This window comes from Mycobacterium sp. ST-F2, assembly GCF_001905655.1.
Classification (GTDB): Bacteria; Actinomycetota; Actinomycetes; order Mycobacteriales; family Mycobacteriaceae; genus Mycobacterium.
In genome coordinates this window covers 1-20,566 of record NZ_JMHT01000043.1, presented here as the reverse complement: position 1 = coordinate 20,566, position 20,566 = coordinate 1, and the positions used below count along the sequence as shown (strand labels likewise).

Sequence of the window (20,566 nt, the reverse complement as noted above, 5' to 3'; positions counted from 1 at the left end):
GGTGCGCTCGGCTGTGCTTCGATCGTGGGGCCGAACGAGGAGGCTCCCATGTCCGCAGCGCAGCGTCCGACCACTCTGTGTGAAGCCTTCCAACGGACCGCGACGCGCGATCCGGATGCCGTCGCGTTGCGCACCGCCGGCGGCGGCCGGAGCCTGACGTGGGCCCAGTACGCGGCTCAGGTGCGTGCAGTCGCCGCGGGGTTGAGTGGACTCGGGGTGACCCGCGGCGACACCGTGTCGCTGATGATGAGCAACCGGGTGGAGTTCTATCCGCTGGAGGTCGGCGCGCAGCACGTCGGCGCCACCTCGTTCTCGGTGTACAACACGCTGCCGGCGGCGGATCTGGCGCATGTCTTCGGCAATGCCGGCACCAAAGTCGTGATGTGCGAGGCGCAATACGTCCAACGCATCCGGGCCAGTGGTGCGGCTATCGACCACATCGTCGCCATCGACGGTGCCGCCGAGGGGGCCATCAGCGTCGACGAACTGCTGGCCGCCGCGCCCGCGGACTTCGACTTCGAGTCAACCTGGCGTGCGGTGCAGCCCGGCGACGTCGTCACGCTCATCTACACCTCGGGCACAACCGGCAAGCCGAAGGGCGTGGAGATGACGCACGCCAACATCCTGTTCGAGTCGTCTGCGGTCGACGACGTCCTGGGCATCCGGTTCGGTGACCGCGGCACGTCCTATCTCCCGACGGCGCACATCGCGGATCGCCTGACCGGGCTGTACTTCCAGGAGGTGTTCGGCACCCAACTCACCGCGGTCGCCGACGTCCGCGCGGTCGCCGCCGCGCTGCCCGAGGTGCGGCCGACAGTCTGGGGCGGGGTGCCGCGGGTATGGGAAAAGCTCAAGGCCGCAGTCGAATTCGCGGTCGCGAACGAACCGGATGAGATGAAGCGGGCGGCGCTGCAGTGGGCGCTGTCGGTCGGCGCCAAGAAGGCCGCCGCCCTGCTGGCCCACCAACCGGTGCCCGCCGACGTGGCCGCCGAATGGGCCCGAGCCGACGAACTGGTGCTGTCCAAACTGCGCGAACGGCTGGGCCTGGACCAGGTGCGGTGGGCGGTGTCGGGTGCGGCGCCCATCCCGACGCAGACCCTCGGATTCTTCGTCGGGCTGGGGATCCCGATGACCGAGCTGTGGGGCATGTCGGAGCTGAGTTGCGTTGCGACGGTGAGTCATCCGCGCGACGCGAAACTGGGTACCGTCGGCACGTTCCTGTCCGGTCTGGAATGCAAGATCGCCGACGACGGTGAAATCCTGGTGCGCGGGCCGCTCGTCATGAAGGGTTACCGCAAGGAACCGGCCAAGACCGCCGAGACCATCGACGCCGACGGGTGGTTGCACACCGGTGATGTCGGCAGCCTGGACGACGAGGGCTACCTGACCATCGTCGACCGCAAGAAGGAACTGATCATCAACGCGGCCGGAAAGAACATGTCACCGGCCAACATCGAGAAATCCATCAAGGCCGCCTGCCCACTGATCGGCGTGGTCATGGCCATCGGCGATGCTCGGCCGTACAACACGGCGCTGATAGTCCTCGACGCCGAGTCCGCGGGCCCGTATGCCGCGCAGCGCGGGCTGGCCGACGCGTCACCTGAGGCGCTGGCCTCGGATCCCGAACTGCTCGCGCAGATCGCCGCCGGTGTGGCACAGGGCAATACGGAGTTGTCGCGCGTCGAGCAGATAAAACGGTTTTCGGTGCTACCGACGTTCTGGGAGCCCGGGGGAGACGAGATCACGTTGACCATGAAGCTCAAACGGCGCCCGATAGCCGAGAAATACGCGGCGCAGATCGACGCCCTCTACGCGCCGGAACCCGGTCAGGCAGTGGTGCAGGCGAACTTCAAGCCGTAGCCCTCGGGCGCCGGGGTCACGGGTGTCAGGCAACCGAAGGTCTGGATTCCGGCGTCGCTGAATCGGACCGCGCTGCGGCGTGCGTAGTTCACGCACACGGGCCCGGTGGCGTCGGCCCGGCAGTGGTAGTCGCCGAACCGCAGGCTCTGCCCGTCTTTGAGCTTGGGGCCGCTGCCCTTGGTGAATCGTCCCGGATCTCCGTGTACGGAACCGACTTCCGCGGTGGGCCCCTCGAAATCGACCCAGCCGGCGACCCAGTGGCCGTAGGTGTCCGCGGGTTGGGGCAGCGGAGAGGTCGGGTGCGTCAGGCACGCCAGCGCGCCGCCTGAGGCCTTGTCGGTCATGCAGTTCGTGCCCGCGGACGTCGTGAAGGCGATGTCCCCGCCGAGATCGGTGGCAGTGCCCTCGCGGGTTGCCGAATGGAACCCGGCCGGGTCGGCCGGGGTACCGGACTCCACCCAGGCGATGACGTCCGCGACGGGCGCACCTGCCGGTGGTGCCGTGGTGGGGGCGGCTTTCGGTGTCGAAACCGGCGGCCGGCTCGACGGGGCCGCGGCCGACAGGGACGGCTCGGAGATCGCCACACCGGGACGCCCGTGCTGGTCTGACGTGGCGGAACAACCCGCAACCAGGGCACATGCCGCGATGATCACCGGAAGTCGCATGCCCGCCAGGGTAACCGGCAGTGCCGCAACACGCGGTCCAGGCACCCCGTGGATTACAGATTTTCGATACTGTCCATTCATGCACGAACGTACCGTCCGCGTGACGATCGACAGCGGCACCATCGAGGGCTTCACCCGCGACGGCGTGCACCGCTGGCGTTCTGTGCCCTACGCCCGTCCGCCGATGGGGCAGTGGCGCTACCGGGCACCGCAGCCGGTGCAGCCCTGGCGGGGCGTGCGGTACTGCCATGGATTCACGTACTGCGCGCCGCAGGAGCGCAAGTTCACGATGCTGAGCGTCGGCAAGTACCAGCCGACGGGTGAAGACTGTCTGACCCTCAATGTGGTGACTCCCGAGCATTACACCGGCGAGCCGCTGCCGGTGATGTTCTTCATCCACGGTGGCGGTTGCATCCTGGGCAGTTCGGCCACCCCGATCTACGACGGGGCCGCGCTGGCCCGCCGCGGCTGCATCTTCGTCTCCGCGAACTACCGGCTCGGCGCGTTGGGCTGTTTCGACGTGTCCACCCTGGCGACCGCCGAACACCCCCTCGACGACAACCTGTTCCTGCGTGACCTGGTGGCTGCGCTGAAGTGGGTGCGGACCAACATCGCGGTGTTCGGCGGCGATCCGGGCAGCGTGACCATCTTCGGGGAGAGCGCCGGGGCGCATGCCGTGGCCACCCTACTGGCGGTACCGCAGGCGAAAGGCCTTTTCCACCAGGCGATTGCGGAAAGCCCGGCCAGCGGCATGGTGCGTTCACCCGACGCTGCCGCACGCTTCGCCAAGCAGTTCGCCGAAGAATTGGGCGCCGGCCGGGGCGATGGTGCCGCCGCACTGATGACGGCCAGGCCGGCCGAGCTGATGGCCGCACTGGACCGGGTGATCCACGGCGCCGTCGTCGACATGCCGGGAGCTTTCCCGGCAGGCCCGGCGGCGGGTACCGAATTCCTGCCGGAGGACCCCGTCGTCGCGATGCGCGAGGGACGCGCGCATCAGGTGCCGTTGATCGTGGGCAGCAATGCCGACGAGGGACGGTTGTTCACCAAGTTCATGCAGCTGCTGCCCACCAACGAAGCCATGATCGAACGCATCCTGGCGCACGTCCCCGCCGAGCAGCGGGCCCGGATCACCGCGGCCTATCCGGGTTATCCGCAGTCGGCCGACGCCTGTATCAAGCTCGGCGGTGACTTCGCCTTCGGCACGGCTTCATGGGAGATCGCGAGCGCGCACATGCGGCACGCGCCCACCTACGCCTACCGGTACGACTACGCGCCTTCGGTCTCTAGCCATTTGACTGTTGTTGTTGCATTCGATCCGCGAGTTACCTCGGCGGCTGTCTTACCGCGGGCATATGGTGCGGCCGTGGCGGCAGAGACGCGGTGGCAGGTCTTTTGGTGTGATCCCAAGGCGGAGTGGGACGGCCTCCAGTTCGATCCGCTCCTGGCCGGGTTGCCGTCGATAGCCGAAGTCGCACATCGTAACGGCAATCGCGCTGGTCAGCCGTTCCTGTTGCGTTCGGACGGGGCGTACGCAACGGAGGTCAATGCGTTCTTCGCGTCGGTTCGAATGCGCGGTGTCACCGAAGGAACCCGCCGCAAGTACGCGCTCGGATTGGCGACTTGGCTCGGGTTTCTGGATTTGGTGAGCTGTTGCTGGGCGGATGCGACTGCTGACCACGTCGACACGTTCAAGTTCTGGCGGATGAGCGATGAGAAGAATCCCCGCAGGGTTGCCGGCGGCACGGTCCGGTCTGGATTGGTGGCGATCAGCGCATTCTATGAATGGGCCGAGAGCCGTTACCACGTCGAGAATCCGGTGGAGCGGATCTCGGTTCGCGTCGGTCCGGACCAGCCACCGGTCGATGCGTATCGCGCCGCGCCTCGGACGGGACGCGACCGCGACGTGAAGTGGCTCGATCCTGGCGGGTACGCCCGATGGCGGGACGTCGGTTTACGAGGACTGGATCTGTCCGGGCGGGAAGCCCGATCGTGGCGAGGCCATTGCCCGCAACGTGACTGCAGCTTTGTCGACGGCCTTTACGGAACGGGTCTGCGGTTGACCGAATGGGCCAGCCTGTTGCAGATCGAGTTGCCGTACGACGATCCCAGCCGCGGGTTCATGACCGCACAGTTGGCAGCCGCGTGCGCGAAAGGCGGTGTGCGCCGCAAGTACTGGATGCCGCGGCCGGTGTTGAGCGCCGCGCTGGCCTACGGCGAGGGTGAGCGTGCCGCAGCGGTCCGCAGGGCGCAAGCCGCCGGGCGGTACGAACGGGTAGCCGACAGAAAGATTCTGCAGCGACAACTTGGTGGTCGGCGGGTCCAGCTGCGCGATATGCAGGGCCAACTGTCATCGGTCTCCCTAGACGTCCTCGATCCGCGAGCGAGGCTCCGCATCTTCCGAGAGTCCAAGTCAGGACTCGAACCGGTAGCATTATGGCTCAACGAGGACGGCATGCCGCGAGCGCCGCATGGCTGGCAGCACACGTTCGTCGCGGCGAACAAGCGCGTGACCCGTGCGAGTCTGATCGGATTGGCAGCTACCGCGCACATGCTGCGGCATTCCTTTGCGTTGCGGTGGTTTTCGGTGGGCCGCCTGTTGTACGAGAAGCGCTTCGCACACCTCAACGCAGAGGAGATGCGCGATTTTCGCGCACAGTTCGGCGACACCTGGTACTTCGTTATGACCCTGTTGGGACACCGGAGTGTGGCGACCACCATGAACGTCTATCTGGAACCGTTCCGGGATCTCGACGTCGAATTGCTGATCGAGCATGCGCACGGCGCGGCGATGCAGGGCCTGTTGGCGGAGATGTTCGCCACGCACCCCCTGGTAACCACGGACCCACTGGCGTCCGGGTCGCAATCGTGAGCAGTGGACGTCGCGCCGCATTGCCCCCGATGGCGTATCGATTACCGGCGCGCTTCGATGACCGCGGCGACCATCCGTTGCGGCTCACCGTGTTCCCCGAGCACGGCAGGTCTGCGGTCGAATTCGATTTCGCGGCGCTACCGGTCTCGGATGTGATGCGGCGTTGGTTCCTGGAACGATTTGCGTTGGCGACCGGTCCCAGTGGTTCCTACCGGACGGAACGCTCGGCGCGGTCGCTGATGAGCGCTGTGCGGTCATTCGCCGCCTACCTTGGGTCGTTGGATCACCCGCCGGACGCCCCGAACGGACTGCGCGGCGCGCATTGGGACGGATGGGTGCTCACCTTATCGCCGGGAACACGAAAGTCGTTCTACGGGGCGATGCGGACACTCTCGCGAGGATGCGAGGACATTCCCGGAGAGTTCTTCGCGCGGGCCGCACGCACACGGGCTCCAGAGCGATCCGTAAAGCTCCCGAGCTACACACCGGACGAGTTCAAGCGCATCACCGCGGTGGCGAAATCGGACGTGCGAGAGGCAGTTCAGCGTGTCCGTCGAGGCCGTGCGCTACTGGTCGAGTGGCGCGCCGGGGACGTCGACCGCACCGACGATCCCCACCGATGGGAGCACGGCGCCCTCCTGGATCACATCGATCGGCACGATCAGATACCGCGGTATCCGAGCGGGAGAAATGTCAAACGAGTAGCGCAGCACGGCGGAAGCGCCGTCCTCTTTGGGCAGCTCTACCCGACGGTGTGGGACGTGTCGGCGGCTGCGGTGCTGCTGGTATGCCTGACGGGCCACAATCTGTCGCCGGTGCTCAGTCTGCCCGCCGAGGCGCACCGACCAGACGGCGATAGCGGTGGCACGAAGACCGCCCTGGTGGACATGCTCAAGCCACGCCGCGGCCGAAACCGGGCACACATGAATGTCGCGCTTACCGACGTCGGCGGTCAGGCGGACGGCCGCACCGACGTGTCCTCCGCGTTCGGCGTATATGAACTTGTGCGCGAACTTACGGCACCCGTGAGAGCGCGCTCGGGAAGCGAGCTGCTGTTCGGATACTTGGGCATCAAGCAGGGACTGGCATTTCGGCCGGAGTTGCGCGAAACAGCGGTGAGCAGGTGGGCACGATCCCAACAAGTAGTTGCCGATGCACCCAGCACTAGCGATGGCGAGGCCGGCGTGTTGTCGATCGATACTCGCAGGTTGCGGATGACGTGGCTGCAGGTGCATGAACGACCGGTCGCACACACCGAGCAGACTCTCGCCAACGACTATCTCGCCCGTAACCGCGGCAACCTTGCCGAGTATCAGAAAGTGGTCGCGGACACCTTGGAGGAACAGGTCACCACGGCCCGCGAGCAGGTGCACATGAGGACCATCACCATCGAGCAGGCCGATCGCGCCGCGAGGGAATCCGAGGTGGTCGCCGCCGAGGTCGACTTGGCGCCAACGGTTCTGACCGACCTGATTGCCGGCAGTCTGGACACCGTCTTGGGTGGCTGCACCGACTTCCGTGGCGGACCCCACGCCGCGCCCGGTCAGCCATGTGCCGCGTCGTTTCTGATGTGCCTGTCCTGCCCATGCGCGCGAGCCACCCCGGCACACCTACCGGTCATCGTCGCGGTGCACGACCGCCTGCACGACAAGGCCAACGAGATGACGCCGCTGCAGTGGGCACAGCGATTCGCAGGTCCCGTCGCGCAGCTGACAGACATCATGCACCGGTATCCCACCATCGCCGTCGACGACGCCAGAGCGCACATCGGCCCGGAACAGCAAGACCTCGTCGAGCGGTTCCTCAGCCGGTCGCTGGACGTGCAATGAAGACATCGGAGGTTCAATGACGACCGCAGCAGTCAGTAGCGAGGGGCAGCAATGGATTCCCTCGTCCGACTCCGTCGTGCTGAGCAATCGGCCACTGCGCCCAAACGCCGCCGCGGTGTCACGTTTTCGCGACGACCGCTGGGAGCTAGGGGCGGCAATGTTCGCTCCGCAGCTCGGAGCCTGCGGCATCCCCTTCGTAAAGGCGCCTGCCGCGTTCCGTGGCGTGCTCAAGCACGTGTGCTGGCTGATGATCAACTACGACGGACCCGAGGTCACGGTAACGCGCGTGTCTCCTCCGCGCCCAGCCATCCTCAGCATCGTCACCGAGTTCCGCCAGATGAAGGCCTTTGCCGAGTGGCTGACCGCCAGAGGAATCGTCCGCTTCGCCGAGGTGTCGCTGGACGACCTCGATGAGTATTTGGCAACGGTGAAGGACAGCGGTCTAACCCGAGACCTGCAGCAGGACAGGCTAACAGCGGTCATCAAACTCTGGGCCTACCGGTCGTTGCTCGACACGGACGACCGGCTGCCCGAAGCACCGCCGTGGCACGGTGACCGCCTCCACCACCTCTTGGAAGGCCGCCGGTCTGCGGAACTCACCACCCCGAGAATCTCACCGCCTGTCATGAACGCTTTGTTGGGTTGGGCGTTGCGTTTCATCGAAGACCTAGCGGCCGACATCACTGCCGCAATACGCGAAGACCAACGACTCGCCGACCGCACACGGCCAGGACAGGGGCGCGCAGGACGCTATCGTCGCGAAATCGGCGACGCCGCCAACGATCTGCACGGACTCATTCGCGCATTCAGTCGTTTGAACATTCCGCTTCCCGGCAGGCGGTCAGCCACGACTGGCGAAATGGACTACCACTACGGCTTTCTCGCACGCCTTATGGACGCGGACGTCAGAAGCCTCCAGACGCCGGCAAGCCAGGCGGTTCTGCGTGGCTGTGGGCTTCCCATCCGGGAAGGGGCCCCTCTGCTGCTCGTTCCCAGCGGACTCATCGACGGCCAACGCTGGCGCGATGACCCGATCGATGAGAGCGAAACACGTCCACTAGCGCGCCATCTGATGGCGGCGTGTTTCATCGTGATCGCCTACCTTTCCGGGATGCGCCCCGGCGAGGTGCTCTCACTGGAACGCGGTTGCCTGCACCGCGATCCCGACAGCGGCCTACTGCTGATGACGGGCAGACACTGGAAGGGCGTCCGCGACGATGCCGGCGAACTGCTGCCGGAGGGCGAAATCCGTCGCGACCCGTGGGTAGTCGCTGAGCCCGTCGCGGCCGCGGTCACAGCTCTGGAGAACCTGCACGACGAGCAGCTACTGTTCCCCAATCGGCTCGGCGCCCGCACCGAGACCGGCGCACGCTTCCGCGACGGCCGAGCACGTGGCACGCAGAAAATGTCCAACGACCTGAACGCGTTCCGCGACTGGGTCAACGACTACTGCGCCCGAACCGGGCGCGCCGATACCATCCCCGTCGACGCCCAGCACCCGTCGATTCAACCGAGACAATTCCGACGCACTCTGGCGTGGTTCATCGCGCGCAAACCCCGCGGCATCATCGCCGCAGCGATCCAGTACGGCCACGTCAAAGTCCAGATGACGGTCGGATACGCCGGTACCTACGCGTCCGGGTTTCCCGACGACCTCGCCTTCGAGGAACTCCTCGCACGACTGGACATGCTCGCCGACTCCCACGAACACCTCACCGCCGGAGAACACGTATCCGGACCAGCAGCGGACCAGTACCGCTATCGGGTCGAAGACGCTCAGCGATTCGCGGGCCACGTTCTCACCACGCGACGCGAAGCGCGGGCCCTGTTCTCCAACCCGGATCTGCAGATCTATCCCGGCGCAGGAATGACCTGCGTGTTCGACCGGAACCGGGCGGCCTGTCGGGTCAGTCGCGACGACACCGACGCCCGCCGCACCCCCGACCTGTCGGACTGCCGCGCCCACTGCCCCAACATCGCCCGCACTGACCGCGACGTAGAAGTCCTACGTGAGCAAGCCAAGCAGCTCGCCGAGATCGCCGATGACCCCATGGCGCCCGAACCGCGCATCATCCGGTACCGACACGAACTGGAACGGCTCCGCGCTCTCATCGACAGGCACGACGACGGGGAGCCCAATTCGGATGACTGACGCTGATGCCGAGCGGGCCGCGATTACCGCGGCCATGCAACGTCTGCTCGATGGCACCCCGAAGCGCTCCACCGGGGCCCTCTCCGTTGTGCAGCTGGCCGTCGAAGCCGACGTCAAACGCTGGGTGCTGACCCACAAACACACCGACCTCGCCGACGAATTCCGAAGTTGCGTAGAAGCTTCCGGTCCGATCCCAGCGGCGTACTCCAATCTCGAACAGCAAGCCCGAGAAGCGCAAGAGGACAACCAGGAACTCAGAGCGCAGAACACGCAACTTCGCGCTCAGGTCACCGCCTACGCCCGAATCATCCATGAGCTGCACACCGCTCTTTCGAACGGGACTGCGCCGCCGCGGTTGGCAGCCGTTCAAGAACGAGACGCACCGGAGTGACCCTCATCGTCTGCGGAGTATTGCGGAGGAGAGCGGATGCTAGAGCGATGCGAGGCGCCGCACCAAGGGTCTGCCCTAGGTTCGAGATGCAGCGAAGATTGACAAGAAACGCCGGGCTGCTTTGATAACACCTCGGCGTGTCGCGGAAGCTTGTCAAAGTAGGTTTTACAGCATCAGTGATGTACACCCAAAGTCCGTCGCTAGATGCTGCTTCGACCTGGCCGCGACGACCCTGTGTCGCGCCGCGACGTGAGGTATCAGACCTCCGCCTTGGCGGTCTAATCGACTTGGCCGCAATCGATTTCACGCCATCTGATGAATTGTGGCCATTGTCCATGATCCAGCGCTCCCTGCTGAACCCCGGATATAAATCGCTTCGGTCGCCGCATAAACATGCAGGCGGCGAGGAGCTTGTTCGAGGCCGCCGACGACGGGCGTTTACGTTGGTTCGGGCGTCGCGCCCGCCACCCGGGGGACCGCTGCTCATGGTCCCGTCACCCTGCCTCAATCTGGTCTTGACAGACCAGTTGGGCGGAGACACACTAATTTTCCGATCCGACCGGATTACCGCTCGACGGTGCAAGGGGGTTGCTCGGTGTGGCCGACCACTTCGATAGCACGACCGCGGGTGAAGATCGGGGCTGAAGCGCTGCAACTTCTAGTTCTTTGGCGCCAGACGGCGGCGATGACGATAACCGTCAACGCCGCCGCCACTCTTGACACTGCGCCGCCGTTCCCCGACAAAGCCTTCCCAGTGTTCCGCTTCAGCACTGGCGCGGACCGCCCAGACGGTATGCCCTCGAAGTTCCGCATCCGCCATTTGATTGACGTCCCGACCCCTGAGGTCGAGAACGAAGATGGCCAGGAACAACTCCCGGGTCTGGCAGCGGTCTTTGGTCAACCCCTACTACGCGCGGATGCGGCGCAAATCAATCACTGGTCGCAATCGGGCCGACCTCGCCGTCGCCATGGGTACCGATTCGCAGGCCCGGCACTTACACGACGGCACCAAGCACTGCGACCGGACCTGATCTGACAGATGAGATCATCCATCGTCACGTCGAACGGAGTATGCGTGTACCACCCATCAAGACCGCTTAATTCGGTGCGCACTTTCAAGATGACAGCCGTGAGACGATTGATGTACGGGGGGCTTGCCGCCATGATCGTCGCTTCGCCATTCGCTACTTTGCTCTCGCCTGCAACGGCGCTCGCCACTCCGCCCGTCGGCGCGAGTGCCGTCACACTGGCGAAGCAGACCATCGACGGCATGGACTACATCGTTAGCGAACTAACCATTGCACCCGGCGGGAGCACTGGCTGGCACACCAACGAAGGCGAACTCTACGGAGTCGTCAAAGCTGGCACGGTAAACCACTTCATCGTCGACTGCACGCAGGATGGCGTGCACTCGGCGGGAGATCCCATCACTGACCCGGCGGGCCCCGACCACGTCCACACCGTTCGCAATCTTGGCAACGTGCCGGCGGTACTAGACATCACCTACGTCGACTCCGCAGGAGCACCGACCACTGACAGCGCACCCAACCCGGGCTGCCCCTTCGAGTGATCTGACTACTGAGATGAATGCATGCTCACCAATCGCCCGGATTCTTTTGCAGTGTCGGCGTTTTGAGTGGCCCGTGCTGGGTGATCGCGCGTGAAACCGTTGCGCGAAGGGGGCAGCAGGACCGAGACGATCCCGGCGTCAATGAGTGCCCCCGCTGTCGTGCCGCCCGCCGGTATGACGTCATGGCTTGTCCCGCGGCATCGGCGCCCACCAGAGATCACTCATTGAGTCGGATTCGACTCATGCCTGATCTGGGCCGCAGACGCTCCCCTGTCGTCATGCCGACCGCCCCTCGGGTGTATCGACAGCGACGGAGTCCTCGCCAATTTCACTGCGCGCAACGATAATTCGACAGATCTCGATCTCACCTATATCCAATAGGGACAAATTTCCCTGTCCCCAGGTGATTTCAGAGCCGCGTAGCGAATCGTGACCGAGCAAGGCCGCGAACGCCACTATTGCCCCCTCGATCTCGATGAATTGCTTGAGCCGATGCCCCTAGCTGCGGGTTTGCAGAATCCGCACCAAAATGGCGGCGGCCTCACCACCCTGAGTGATCCGAGCGAGCACGCACGACGTCCGAGCCCGTTTTGTCGCACTCAACAACTTTGAAGCCGGACCCCTTTTAGCGACAATGTCACTCGCCACCATGTTGACTAGACAGACTTCGCGTGTAGTCCTCACTCGCGGAGATATGGCCGAGCCGGTGACGTGTTTAGCGTCCTTCCGCCGTGACACCGCTAGTAGCTGCCGCGACGGCTATTCGTCGATCGCCGCGGCGGATCCCCCGTCAGGCGGATCCCCTACCGGCTTGAGCAGCTGCAGCGCAAGTGGCGGGAAGAGGAGAACGGAGACGATTCCGGCGGCGATCAGCGCCGCGGCCGTGGTGCGGTCGATCAACCCCATGCGTATTCCGACCTGCGCGACGGTCAGGAGGAACGGCAGTGACGTTGCCTGCAGGAGAGCGACCGCAGGCAGGTTCCGTCCCGGCAGGTCGCGTCGCAGCGACACGATCGGCAGGCCTCGCACGACGAGCAACGCGATGATCAGAAGGGGCACGCCGACGAGCGCCCGCGGGTCCTCGAGCAGACCTTTGACGTCGACGGTGACGCCGCTGTTGATGAAGAACACCGGAATGAGCAAGCCGAAGCCGACGGCTTCCAACTTGATCGGGTAGTGCGGGTGAGACACCTCGGGTTCGGGGTCCAGGGTGCGTACGAGGACGCCGGCCAGAAACGCCCCCAGGACGGCTTCGAAGCCCAGCCCGAACGCTGCGAGAGCTACACCGGCGACCAGCAGTACCGTCAACCGGATCCGGATCTGCGCGCTGGTGTCGGACAATTGGTCGACGAGGGCCTCGACCCTGCCAACGTGTTCCGCGCCCCAGACGACTCCACCGATGACCCCCAGCAGCACCAGCAGCAGACCCAGCGGCAGCAACCGGCCCGCCAACGGAGTGTGCGCACCGGCCACGCCAACCGACAGCGTCACCACCGCCGCCATTGCGCCGCCCGAGGCGCACGCCACGGTCAACTCGCCGACCCGCCGTTCCCGCAGGCCCGCGCGGGTGAGCGTCGCCACGACTGGGCCCGACCATGTCGCGAGCAGGGAGATCGCCACCAACAATCCGCCCCGCACACCGGCCACAGCCAACGTGGCGCCGACACCGGCTGCCAACACGAGGGACCCGGCGAGTGTGAGCAGCACGTGGTGACCGGTGCGCCCGCGAAAGCACCGCACGTCGACCTCGAAACCCCCCAGGAAAAGCAGGAACGACAACCCGAGCACCGACAGCGCGCGGATCACGTCATCGGGGTGCACCCAGCCCAGGACCGTGGGCCCGATGACGACACCGGCGATGATCTCCACGAATGCACCGGGTATCGCAATCCGGGGCATCAGCCCCAGCAGCAACGGGATCACCGCGGCAACCGCGAGCACGATCACCAGGTCCTTCGTCATGTCAGTCCCACACCCCGACGCCGAGGAACCGACTCTCACCGGTCGCCCGTCGCATAGCCGCGGAGCTCTCGGCGCACTCCCCTGCGGCCGTGGTGAAGCAATACCCGTTGGTAAGACCGTGCTCAGTCCCAAACGGTCGCACACGTCGCGGTAGCCGACGTCGAGCACCGCGCGCAACGTGATCACGGCGCGCTGAAGGTCGAGTAGCGCAACAATCTCGCAGCGGATGACCGCCAAGAGTTCGCCGGCCAAGGTCGCCCCTTCGGGGGTCTGCGGGCAGGGGGTCACGGCCCCGCTGCGGGTCGGCCATTCGTCGTCGGCCATACGTACCCACCCCATGCCACCGCGGTACGCCGCGATCGTCCTGTCGCGATCGCGGCGTTCCCGGACTCCACGGGTCTTCGCGATGGTGACCATGATGGCGAAAATCCAAGGTCCGCAGCGAGGATCGGCCTTCGAACCCGCTCGTACCCCGGTATACCGCTAGCCACGTTTCCTGGACGACGTCCTCGGCGATCTCGTGGCTTGCCACGTATTGACGCGCCACTCGCAGCATCACGGGGGTGTGTTGGTTCACCAGATGCTCGACGCCATCTGGTCCCCCGCGCGAAGTGACGCCACCCGCTGGGCTTCGTCTTCAGGTACCGGCACGGCGATGAGATGGCCCGGGCTCAGCGGTATTCGGGGTTTTCGAAATCGTAGCGGCAGCCCGCGTCCCATCCGGACCGGATGTTGCCGTAGGCCGGGATGCCGCCAGCGGCGTGCAGCATGCGGGCCAGGTGCATCAGGTTCCAGGTCATGAAGGTGGTGTTGCGGTTGGTGAAGTCGTTCTGCGGACCACCGGAGCCAGGGTCCAGATAGGACGGTCCGGGCCCGGCCTCGCCGATCCAGCCGGCGTCGGCCTGCGGGGAGATCGTGTACCCGATGTGCTGCAAGGTGTAGAGCACGTTTTGCGCACAATGTTTGATGCCGTCCTCGTTGCCGGTGATTAAGCATCCTCCGACCCGCCCGTAATAGAGGTACTGTCCTGCCTCGTTGAGCAGATGCGACCCTCCGTAGAGGCGTTCGTGCACCCGCTTCATCACTGAACTGTTGTCGCCCAGCCAGATCGGGCCGGCCAAGACCAGGATGTCGGCGGCCAGCACCTTCTCGAAGATCGCCGGCCAGTCGTCGCTCGCCGCGCCGTGCTCGCGCATGTCCGGCCACACCCCGGTGGCGATGTCGTGGTCGATGGCGCGCACCACCTCGACGGCGACGCCGTGCTTTTCCATGATCGCTGCACTGACGTCGACGAGTGCCTGGGTGTTGCTGACCTCGGGGGACCGCTTCAACGTGCAATTGATGAACAGTGCCTTCAGATCGGTGAAGTCGTCGAGTGGCTGGGTCACGCAGTTCTCCTTCGTTGTCGACCAGCGGGCATGCGGCTCACCGGCGCGCCCATTCTGACAGAAACTGGTCGCTATGGACCATTTATTTCCTGTGCATCCGCTGCAAATCGGCGGGTCTCGGCGCAGCTGGCGCGTAATGCAGCGCCAGGAGCTTGAACGAAGCGGTGGGATGCGAACGGGCACCCGCGATGTGACCCTCGAAACGATCGCCCTACGTCGCCGCAACCGGTCTTCAAGGACCAGGTATCTACCAAACACGCAGGTGACGTAGGGTCGACATGTGGTGGTCGAAGACTCCTCCCCGGCCCGGCCGCCGATTGACCGCGCGAGGCGCCGCAACCCGGGCCAGGATCGTCAGCGCCGCCGCCGAACTGATGTACCTCAAGGGCGTCACCGCCACCACGCTGGACGAGATCCTCATCGCGAGCGGCACCAGCAAGTCCCAGTTCCGAGCACACTTCGCCGACAAGGGTGATCTGGTCCGTAGCGTGATCGAATTTCGCGCCCGGGAAATCCTGGCCAAGCAGCGCTCACGGCTGGAAAACCTCGACTCGTTCCGCGGTCTGGAACTGTGGCGCGATGCGCTCCTGCAACGCAACTCGTTACGGCGCGGTTCCTGGGGCTGCGAACTGGGCTCACTGGCTGCCGAGCTCTCCGACACCGACGAAAACGCGCGCGTCGCGCTGGCCGAACACTTCCGTGACTGGGAGCGGCTCCTAGCCGATGCCTTCGAACGCATGCGCGACAACGGTGAACTATGCGACGACATCGACGCACCCACGATGGCCACGTCGGTGATGGCCGCCGTCCAGGGCGGCTACCTGCTGGCCCAGACCGCGCACGACTCGACGCCGATGAAGATGGCCCTCGACATGGCAATCGGCCACGTCCGGTCCTATCAGCAACCCCGCTGAGCAGCGCTCGACGAATCCTTCGTGGCGGTATCGGGCGATAATCGCAGAACTGGTCTTGACAGACCAGTTTAAGGGCGGCCAGACTGACCGCCACCACGCCGGTTCACCTCGGTGCATCACCCCCGCTTCCCTTAATGGCGATACCGGCGTCCGGCACCCCAAGGAGGTTGCGACATGTCCCACCACTTCGACACCCCGACGGCACGAGAAGACCCCCGCCTGAACATCTGTGACTTCTACCTGTTCGACGGCGCCCCCGGCACCACCGTGATGGCGATGACCGTCAACCCGACCGCCGCGATCGACACCGCCGCACCGTTCCGCGACGAGGCCCTGTACGTGTTTCGCTTCGACACCGATGGCGACACCCATGAGGACGTTTCCTTCAAGGTCCGGTTCGGGGACGTCGGCCACACCGCCGACGGGCACGCGCAGACCTTCGAACTGCGCCTGGCCGACGGTGCCGACGCCGCCACTGGTGACGGCGGCCGGGTAGTCGTGTCGGGGACGACGGGCGCAACTGTGCACGGAGAGAACGGTGTACGCATATTCGCCGGGGTCGTCAACGATGCGTTCGGCGGCGACGCCGCCGCCGTCACCGCATTCAAGGACGCCTACCTGGCCGGCACCTACAACCCCGAGGCCTTCGACAACCACGTCAACTTCTTCGCCGGTCGCACCGTGGCGGCCATCGTCGTCGAAGTGCCCAACGCCCTGATCGGCGCCGACGCCATGGTCCAGGCCTGGGCCACGGTGTCCCTGCACGGTCACGCCCCCGAGCAACAGGTGGCGCGCTGGGGCCTCCCGCTATTCACCCACCTATATCTCAACGACGACGACTTACGCGAATCGTTCAATCGCACAGCGCCATCGGGCGACAACGCGCCGTTCGTCGCAGCCACCATCGACACCGTCACCCGATACGTCACCCTCGCCGGCACGGCACCCGACCCGGCCGCCTACGCCCGGCGCGTCGCCGACCTGCTCGGGCCGATGACCTTGCCCTACACGATCGGAACGCCCGCCTCGTTCGACTACACCGGAGTCAACGGACGCGCGCTGGCCGACAACGTCATGGACAACGTGCTGTCCGTGCTGACCAACTCCCCACTGGGCACCGGGATCGCCCCCGACCCGGAGAAGATCCGCCCGGAGTTCCCGTACTTCACTACCCCGGTGACGGTGTGAGCATCCCACCTGCACCACCGGGAACCCGGTGGCATCCGGTGACCGACCTGCCAGACGACGGCCGTGTGCTCACCGCGATCGTCGACGGACGCAGCATCGCCGTGACCCGCTGCGGCGGAAAGCTCGGCGCCCTGGCCAATCACTGTCCGCATCAGGGTGGCCCGCTGGGCGAAGGTTCCATCGAGAACGGCCTGTTGCGCTGTCCCTGGCACGGCTACGACTACGACCCGATCACCGGCACGCCACCGGGCCACTTCAGCGACGCACCCCAATCGTTCACCGTCGTAGAGGATGACGGGCAGAGTTGGGTAGCGCTTCCCGACCTGGTCGAACGGGCCCGTTCGGTATCGGATGCGATGGTCGAGACCCTCCTCGCCTGGGGCATCGACACAGTGTTCGGGATGGTGGGACACTCCAATCTCGGCTTCGCTGAAGCAATCCGGCGTGCCGAGGCCCGCGGGCAACTGCGCTACATCGGCATCCGGCACGAAGGCGCCGCCTCCTTCGCTGCCAGCGCCTACGGGAAGCTGACCGGGCGTCCCGCAGTGTGCTTCGCCATCGCCGGTCCCGGCTCGACGAACATGCTCACCGGCCTCTACGACGCTCGACTCGACAGCGCCCCAGTCGTCGCGATCTCCGGGCAGGTGCCCTCCGACGTCCGCGGCAAGGGCGCCTTCCAAGACCTCGACCTCGCCACCGTGTTCGGTGACGTCGCGATCTCCAGCGTCACCATCGAATCAGGATCCGATCATGCGGAGTTGGCCGCCGAAGCAGTCAAACACGCACTCGACCGACGCGGCGTGGCGCACCTGATCCTGCCCGATGAAGTGCAGGACCAGCCGTCGTCCGTGGCACCGGTCCTGCCTGTCGGGCGGACCAGCCGGGTGCGCGGCGCCCCCGACCCGGACGCGGTCCGCGCCGGGGCCGACCTCGTCGGTGCCGCGAGCCGCCCCGTGCTCATCGTCGGCCAAGGTGCCCGCCACGCCCAATCGGCCGTCATCGATCTCGCCGAACGACTCGGTGCGCCCGTGCTGACCACCTTTCGAGCCAAAGGCCTGGTGCCCGACTCCCATCCGCTGGGCGCCGGGGTGCTCGGGCGGTCGGGAACCCCGGTCGCGTCCTGGCTGATGAACGAATCAGACTTGCTGATCGTCATCGGAGCGTCCTTCTCCAACCACACCGGTATCGCTGCCTACAAGCCGATCGTCCAAATCGATGACACCGCCACCTCGATCGGCCGATTCGACGCGATCCGGGTCGGACTGCTCGGCGACGCCGCGTCATCGATCCGCGCTCTGACCCCGCTGCTCACCGACGTCGCAGCCCACGATCAGCGCGGCGACGTCGCGGCCCGCTGGGCGATCTGGCGGGCCGAGAAGCAACGACGCCTCAGCGATGATCACGGGCGGGGCATCGGCTCGGCCAAGGTGTTCGCCGCGCTGGCCGAACACTGTCCCGACGACGCGGTCATCAGTGTCGACGTGGGCAACCACGCCTACTCGTTCGGCCGTTACTTCGAAAGCGCCGGTCAGCCGGTGCTGATGAGTGGATACCTCGGGTCGATCGGCTTCGGATATCCCGCCGCGATGGGCGCCTGGGCCGCCGACCCCAGCCGCCCGATCGTCGCGGTCACCGGCGACGGCGGCTTCGGACAGTACCTCGCGGAGTTGACCACCGCGGTCAAGTACAACATCCCCATCAAACACGTCCTGCTCGACAATGCCTCACTCGGCAAGATCACCAAAGAACAACTCGCAGGACAACTTCCGGTGTGGCAGACCTCCCTTGTCAACCCGGACTTCGCCGACTACGCACGCAGCTGCGGCGCGACCGGCATCACGGCGCGCAACCCAGCAGACGTCGACCGCGGCATGCGCGAACTGTTCGCATCCGACGGCCCCGCACTGCTACACCTGCACTGCGACCCCGAACTCGTCTGAACGGTCATCAACCTCTCCGTCTCCGGTAACGGTCGCATTCATACCGACCGCACCATCTTGCCGAGCGCGCCAATCGAACAATCCTTTGGACGGCGGCGGCGGCGTCAAGCGGCGGGCATCCGTCGGAGGATCTGCTGACCCAGATGGTGACTGCCGTCGACGAGAGCGAGGTGTTCACCGACGACGAACTGGTCGCCAACCCGATTTTGGTGCACATCGCGGGCCATGAAACCGCATCTGGCGCGGCGTGTTTGGCGTTGACGACGTTGCAGGCCATCTCGAGGGGAAGAACTCGTCGCCTGCGCCCTTGCATCCCTGTTCGAGACGCTCGCTCGGCGCGGCGGCGGCCATGTGTACATCGATGGACACGTTACCGATCCCCACCTGCAGCCGGTACTCGGCCGCATTCCGCGAGAGGACGCCAACCCCGTCGATCTCATCGAGATTGGTTGAAGATCTGAGACGGGAACTGATCGACCTCGAATCGCTGGAGACGAGACTAGTGCGCGATAAGGCCAGGAGCTGATCAGAGCGGTCGACGTCGACAGCTAGGGCATGCGACTGTGGAGACATGCCGTGGGATGCTCCGGATCGGTGTTGGCGCTTCGCCGTCGGCGAGGACCCACCCGCTGATCTTCCTGCCGCGTGGGCCACCGCTGCTCGCGCAGTGACGCACGACCTCGATTGCCGTCAGCACGGCCGGCTCGTCAGCTCCACCAAGGTGGGATGGTGCTTTCTGGTCTCTGATGGTGAATGGATAGCCGTGGGGTTCGAGGCGAATGATGACGCCGACGTTGGCGGCTATCAGCGCTGTCAGAGCTATCGACTGGAGACTTCCGCGGCGCAGGCGCTGGTGTGGCTGGCCGACGACGTGCAGGAACAGTTGAACGGTCAAGAGTTCGTGCAATGGCCCATCGCCGGTCAACACGTCCTGGCTCCACGCATCATCGACGGTCAGGCGGTATGGGTGGAACCCAGCACGAACGCCGTGACCGCGCCCATCGGTGAACTATTCGCAGCACCGATCACGCCTGATCGAGAGTGGATCTGATCACTCTCGAATGTCTACAGCGAGACATCGGAAACGAGTAGGTACAACAGCGGTGAACCGGCTAGAGATCCGCCGGCGCTGCACTGGACGGGCCTGGGCGCCACGCACGCGACCGAACTGCTCGCGGTCTTCGACGTGTACCGGACGCCGTTGGGCTCCTTGCTCACGGCCGCTATGGACCGCAAGTCGGCGCTGCGGATCAGCAACGACGTCCAGAACCGGTGGCGGGCCTTCGCCCGGACCGGTGTCCCCGGCGAGGGGTGGCCACAGTACGACGCCGACGACCGCGCCGTGCTGGTGTTCGACCGCAAGACGCGGGTCGAACATGATCCCCGCTCCGCGCAGCGTCAGGCCTGGGAAGGCTTTTCACTGGTTCACGGCTGAGGGGCTACTTCTTGACCACCTGAGTGCCGCCGGCGAGTTCGTCGTGCCGGCCCTGCTTGCACGGGCTGGAGCTGATGGTGACGGCGATGAAGATGTACGCGATGACCGCGAGTAGCCCGCCGACCCACGGGATGATGGTCAGCAGGGTGAACGAGTTCCGGATGGCCGACTGCTTGAAATCGGGCTTCGGCATGCCGTGCGGGCCACGCACGCTGAGGCCCAGCAGCATCTTGCCGGGCGTCGCACCGGCCAACACCTCGAACAGCACGAAGTAGAGGAACATGCCGAGCCCGGAGGGCTCTCCAGGAGCAATGATCAGAACCTGTGGATGAGCCTCGGCGAGGCGGCGTAGGAAAGGGCGCACCTTCCCGAGGATGATCTGAATGTCGAAGGTCTGATC

General features: G+C 65.5%; 15 protein-coding genes and 2 pseudogenes. 12 read left to right on the top strand and 5 right to left on the bottom strand.

All coding sequences use genetic code 11. From position 1 onward, the window contains the following. The first annotated feature begins 48 nt into the window (after positions 1-48). Complete coding sequence (gene fadD11 / locus EB75_RS16875; protein WP_073696502.1) at positions 49-1,860, top strand: fatty acid--CoA ligase FadD11; 1,812 nt, start codon at positions 49-51, stop codon at positions 1,858-1,860. Here the strand turns inward: fadD11 and EB75_RS16870 are convergent. After that, positions 1,827-2,525, bottom strand: coding sequence for a hypothetical protein (locus EB75_RS16870; RefSeq protein ID WP_073696501.1), 699 nt, complete (start codon positions 2,523-2,525; stop codon positions 1,827-1,829). The genes fadD11 and EB75_RS16870 overlap by 34 nt on opposite strands. Before the next feature lie 79 nt (positions 2,526-2,604). On the opposite strand from EB75_RS16870, the gene EB75_RS30305 reads away from it, so the two are divergent. The 6 genes from EB75_RS30305 (at position 2,605) to EB75_RS16845 (ending at position 11,339) form a co-directional block, all read left to right on the top strand. After that, complete coding sequence (locus EB75_RS30305) at positions 2,605-5,397, top strand: carboxylesterase family protein (RefSeq protein ID WP_502689379.1); 2,793 nt, start codon at positions 2,605-2,607, stop codon at positions 5,395-5,397. Beyond that, positions 5,394-7,226: a hypothetical protein gene (locus EB75_RS16860; RefSeq protein ID WP_073696500.1), complete on the top strand. Its 1,833-nt coding sequence runs from the start codon at positions 5,394-5,396 to the stop codon at positions 7,224-7,226. Before EB75_RS30305 ends, EB75_RS16860 begins: the two co-directional genes overlap by 4 nt. 16 nt (positions 7,227-7,242) lie before the next feature. Then, a complete protein-coding gene (locus EB75_RS29720; RefSeq protein ID WP_073696499.1) occupies positions 7,243-9,378 on the top strand; it encodes a site-specific integrase in 2,136 nt (711 codons plus the stop codon). Beyond that, positions 9,371-9,769, top strand: coding sequence for a hypothetical protein (locus tag EB75_RS16850; protein WP_016343801.1), 399 nt, complete (start codon positions 9,371-9,373; stop codon positions 9,767-9,769). Before EB75_RS29720 ends, EB75_RS16850 begins: the two co-directional genes overlap by 8 nt. Positions 9,770-10,626: 857 nt before the next feature. After that, positions 10,627-10,800, top strand: a complete 174-nt coding sequence (locus EB75_RS29335; protein ID WP_158022925.1) for a hypothetical protein — start codon at positions 10,627-10,629, stop codon at positions 10,798-10,800. Between the two features lie 98 nt (positions 10,801-10,898). Beyond that, a complete protein-coding gene (locus tag EB75_RS16845; protein WP_230021893.1) occupies positions 10,899-11,339 on the top strand; it encodes a cupin domain-containing protein in 441 nt (146 codons plus the stop codon). A gap of 759 nt (positions 11,340-12,098) precedes the next feature. On the opposite strand, the gene EB75_RS16840 is transcribed toward EB75_RS16845, so the two are convergent. The 3 genes and pseudogenes from EB75_RS16840 to EB75_RS16830 all read right to left on the bottom strand — a co-directional run bounded on the left by EB75_RS16840 (position 12,099) and on the right by EB75_RS16830 (position 14,689). Then, positions 12,099-13,718, bottom strand: coding sequence for a cation:proton antiporter domain-containing protein (locus tag EB75_RS16840; protein WP_051223685.1), 1,620 nt, complete (start codon positions 13,716-13,718; stop codon positions 12,099-12,101). Positions 13,719-13,794: 76 nt separating this feature from the next. Next, positions 13,795-13,857 (bottom strand): annotated as a pseudogene (locus EB75_RS29990) (hypothetical protein); the annotation flags it as partial. 115 nt (positions 13,858-13,972) lie between these two features. Then, positions 13,973-14,689: a flavodoxin family protein gene (locus tag EB75_RS16830; RefSeq protein WP_016343798.1), complete on the bottom strand. Its 717-nt coding sequence runs from the start codon at positions 14,687-14,689 to the stop codon at positions 13,973-13,975. Positions 14,690-14,967: 278 nt separating this feature from the next. Between EB75_RS16830 and EB75_RS16825 the strand changes: the two genes are divergently transcribed. The 5 genes and pseudogenes from EB75_RS16825 to EB75_RS16805 form a co-directional block, all read left to right on the top strand. Beyond that, positions 14,968-15,603, top strand: coding sequence for a TetR/AcrR family transcriptional regulator (locus EB75_RS16825; RefSeq protein ID WP_073696497.1), 636 nt, complete (start codon positions 14,968-14,970; stop codon positions 15,601-15,603). A 174-nt stretch (positions 15,604-15,777) separates the two neighbouring features. Further along, positions 15,778-16,791 (top strand): DUF4331 family protein, encoded by a 1,014-nt coding sequence (locus EB75_RS16820; RefSeq protein ID WP_016343796.1) that lies wholly within the window; start codon positions 15,778-15,780, stop codon positions 16,789-16,791. 38 nt (positions 16,792-16,829) lie between these two features. After that, complete coding sequence (locus tag EB75_RS16815) at positions 16,830-18,731, top strand: thiamine pyrophosphate-binding protein (protein ID WP_142239657.1); 1,902 nt, start codon at positions 16,830-16,832, stop codon at positions 18,729-18,731. A 571-nt stretch (positions 18,732-19,302) separates the two neighbouring features. Then, positions 19,303-19,782, top strand: a complete 480-nt coding sequence (locus EB75_RS16810) for a hypothetical protein (protein WP_016343794.1) — start codon at positions 19,303-19,305, stop codon at positions 19,780-19,782. 69 nt (positions 19,783-19,851) lie between these two features. Further along, positions 19,852-20,166, top strand: a pseudogene (locus EB75_RS16805) (carboxylesterase); the annotation flags it as partial. Between the two features lie 4 nt (positions 20,167-20,170). Here EB75_RS16805 and EB75_RS16800 read toward each other — a convergent pair. Further along, positions 20,171-20,566: RDD family protein (locus EB75_RS16800; protein ID WP_286150224.1), on the bottom strand; the 396-nt coding region annotated here is incomplete at its 5' end.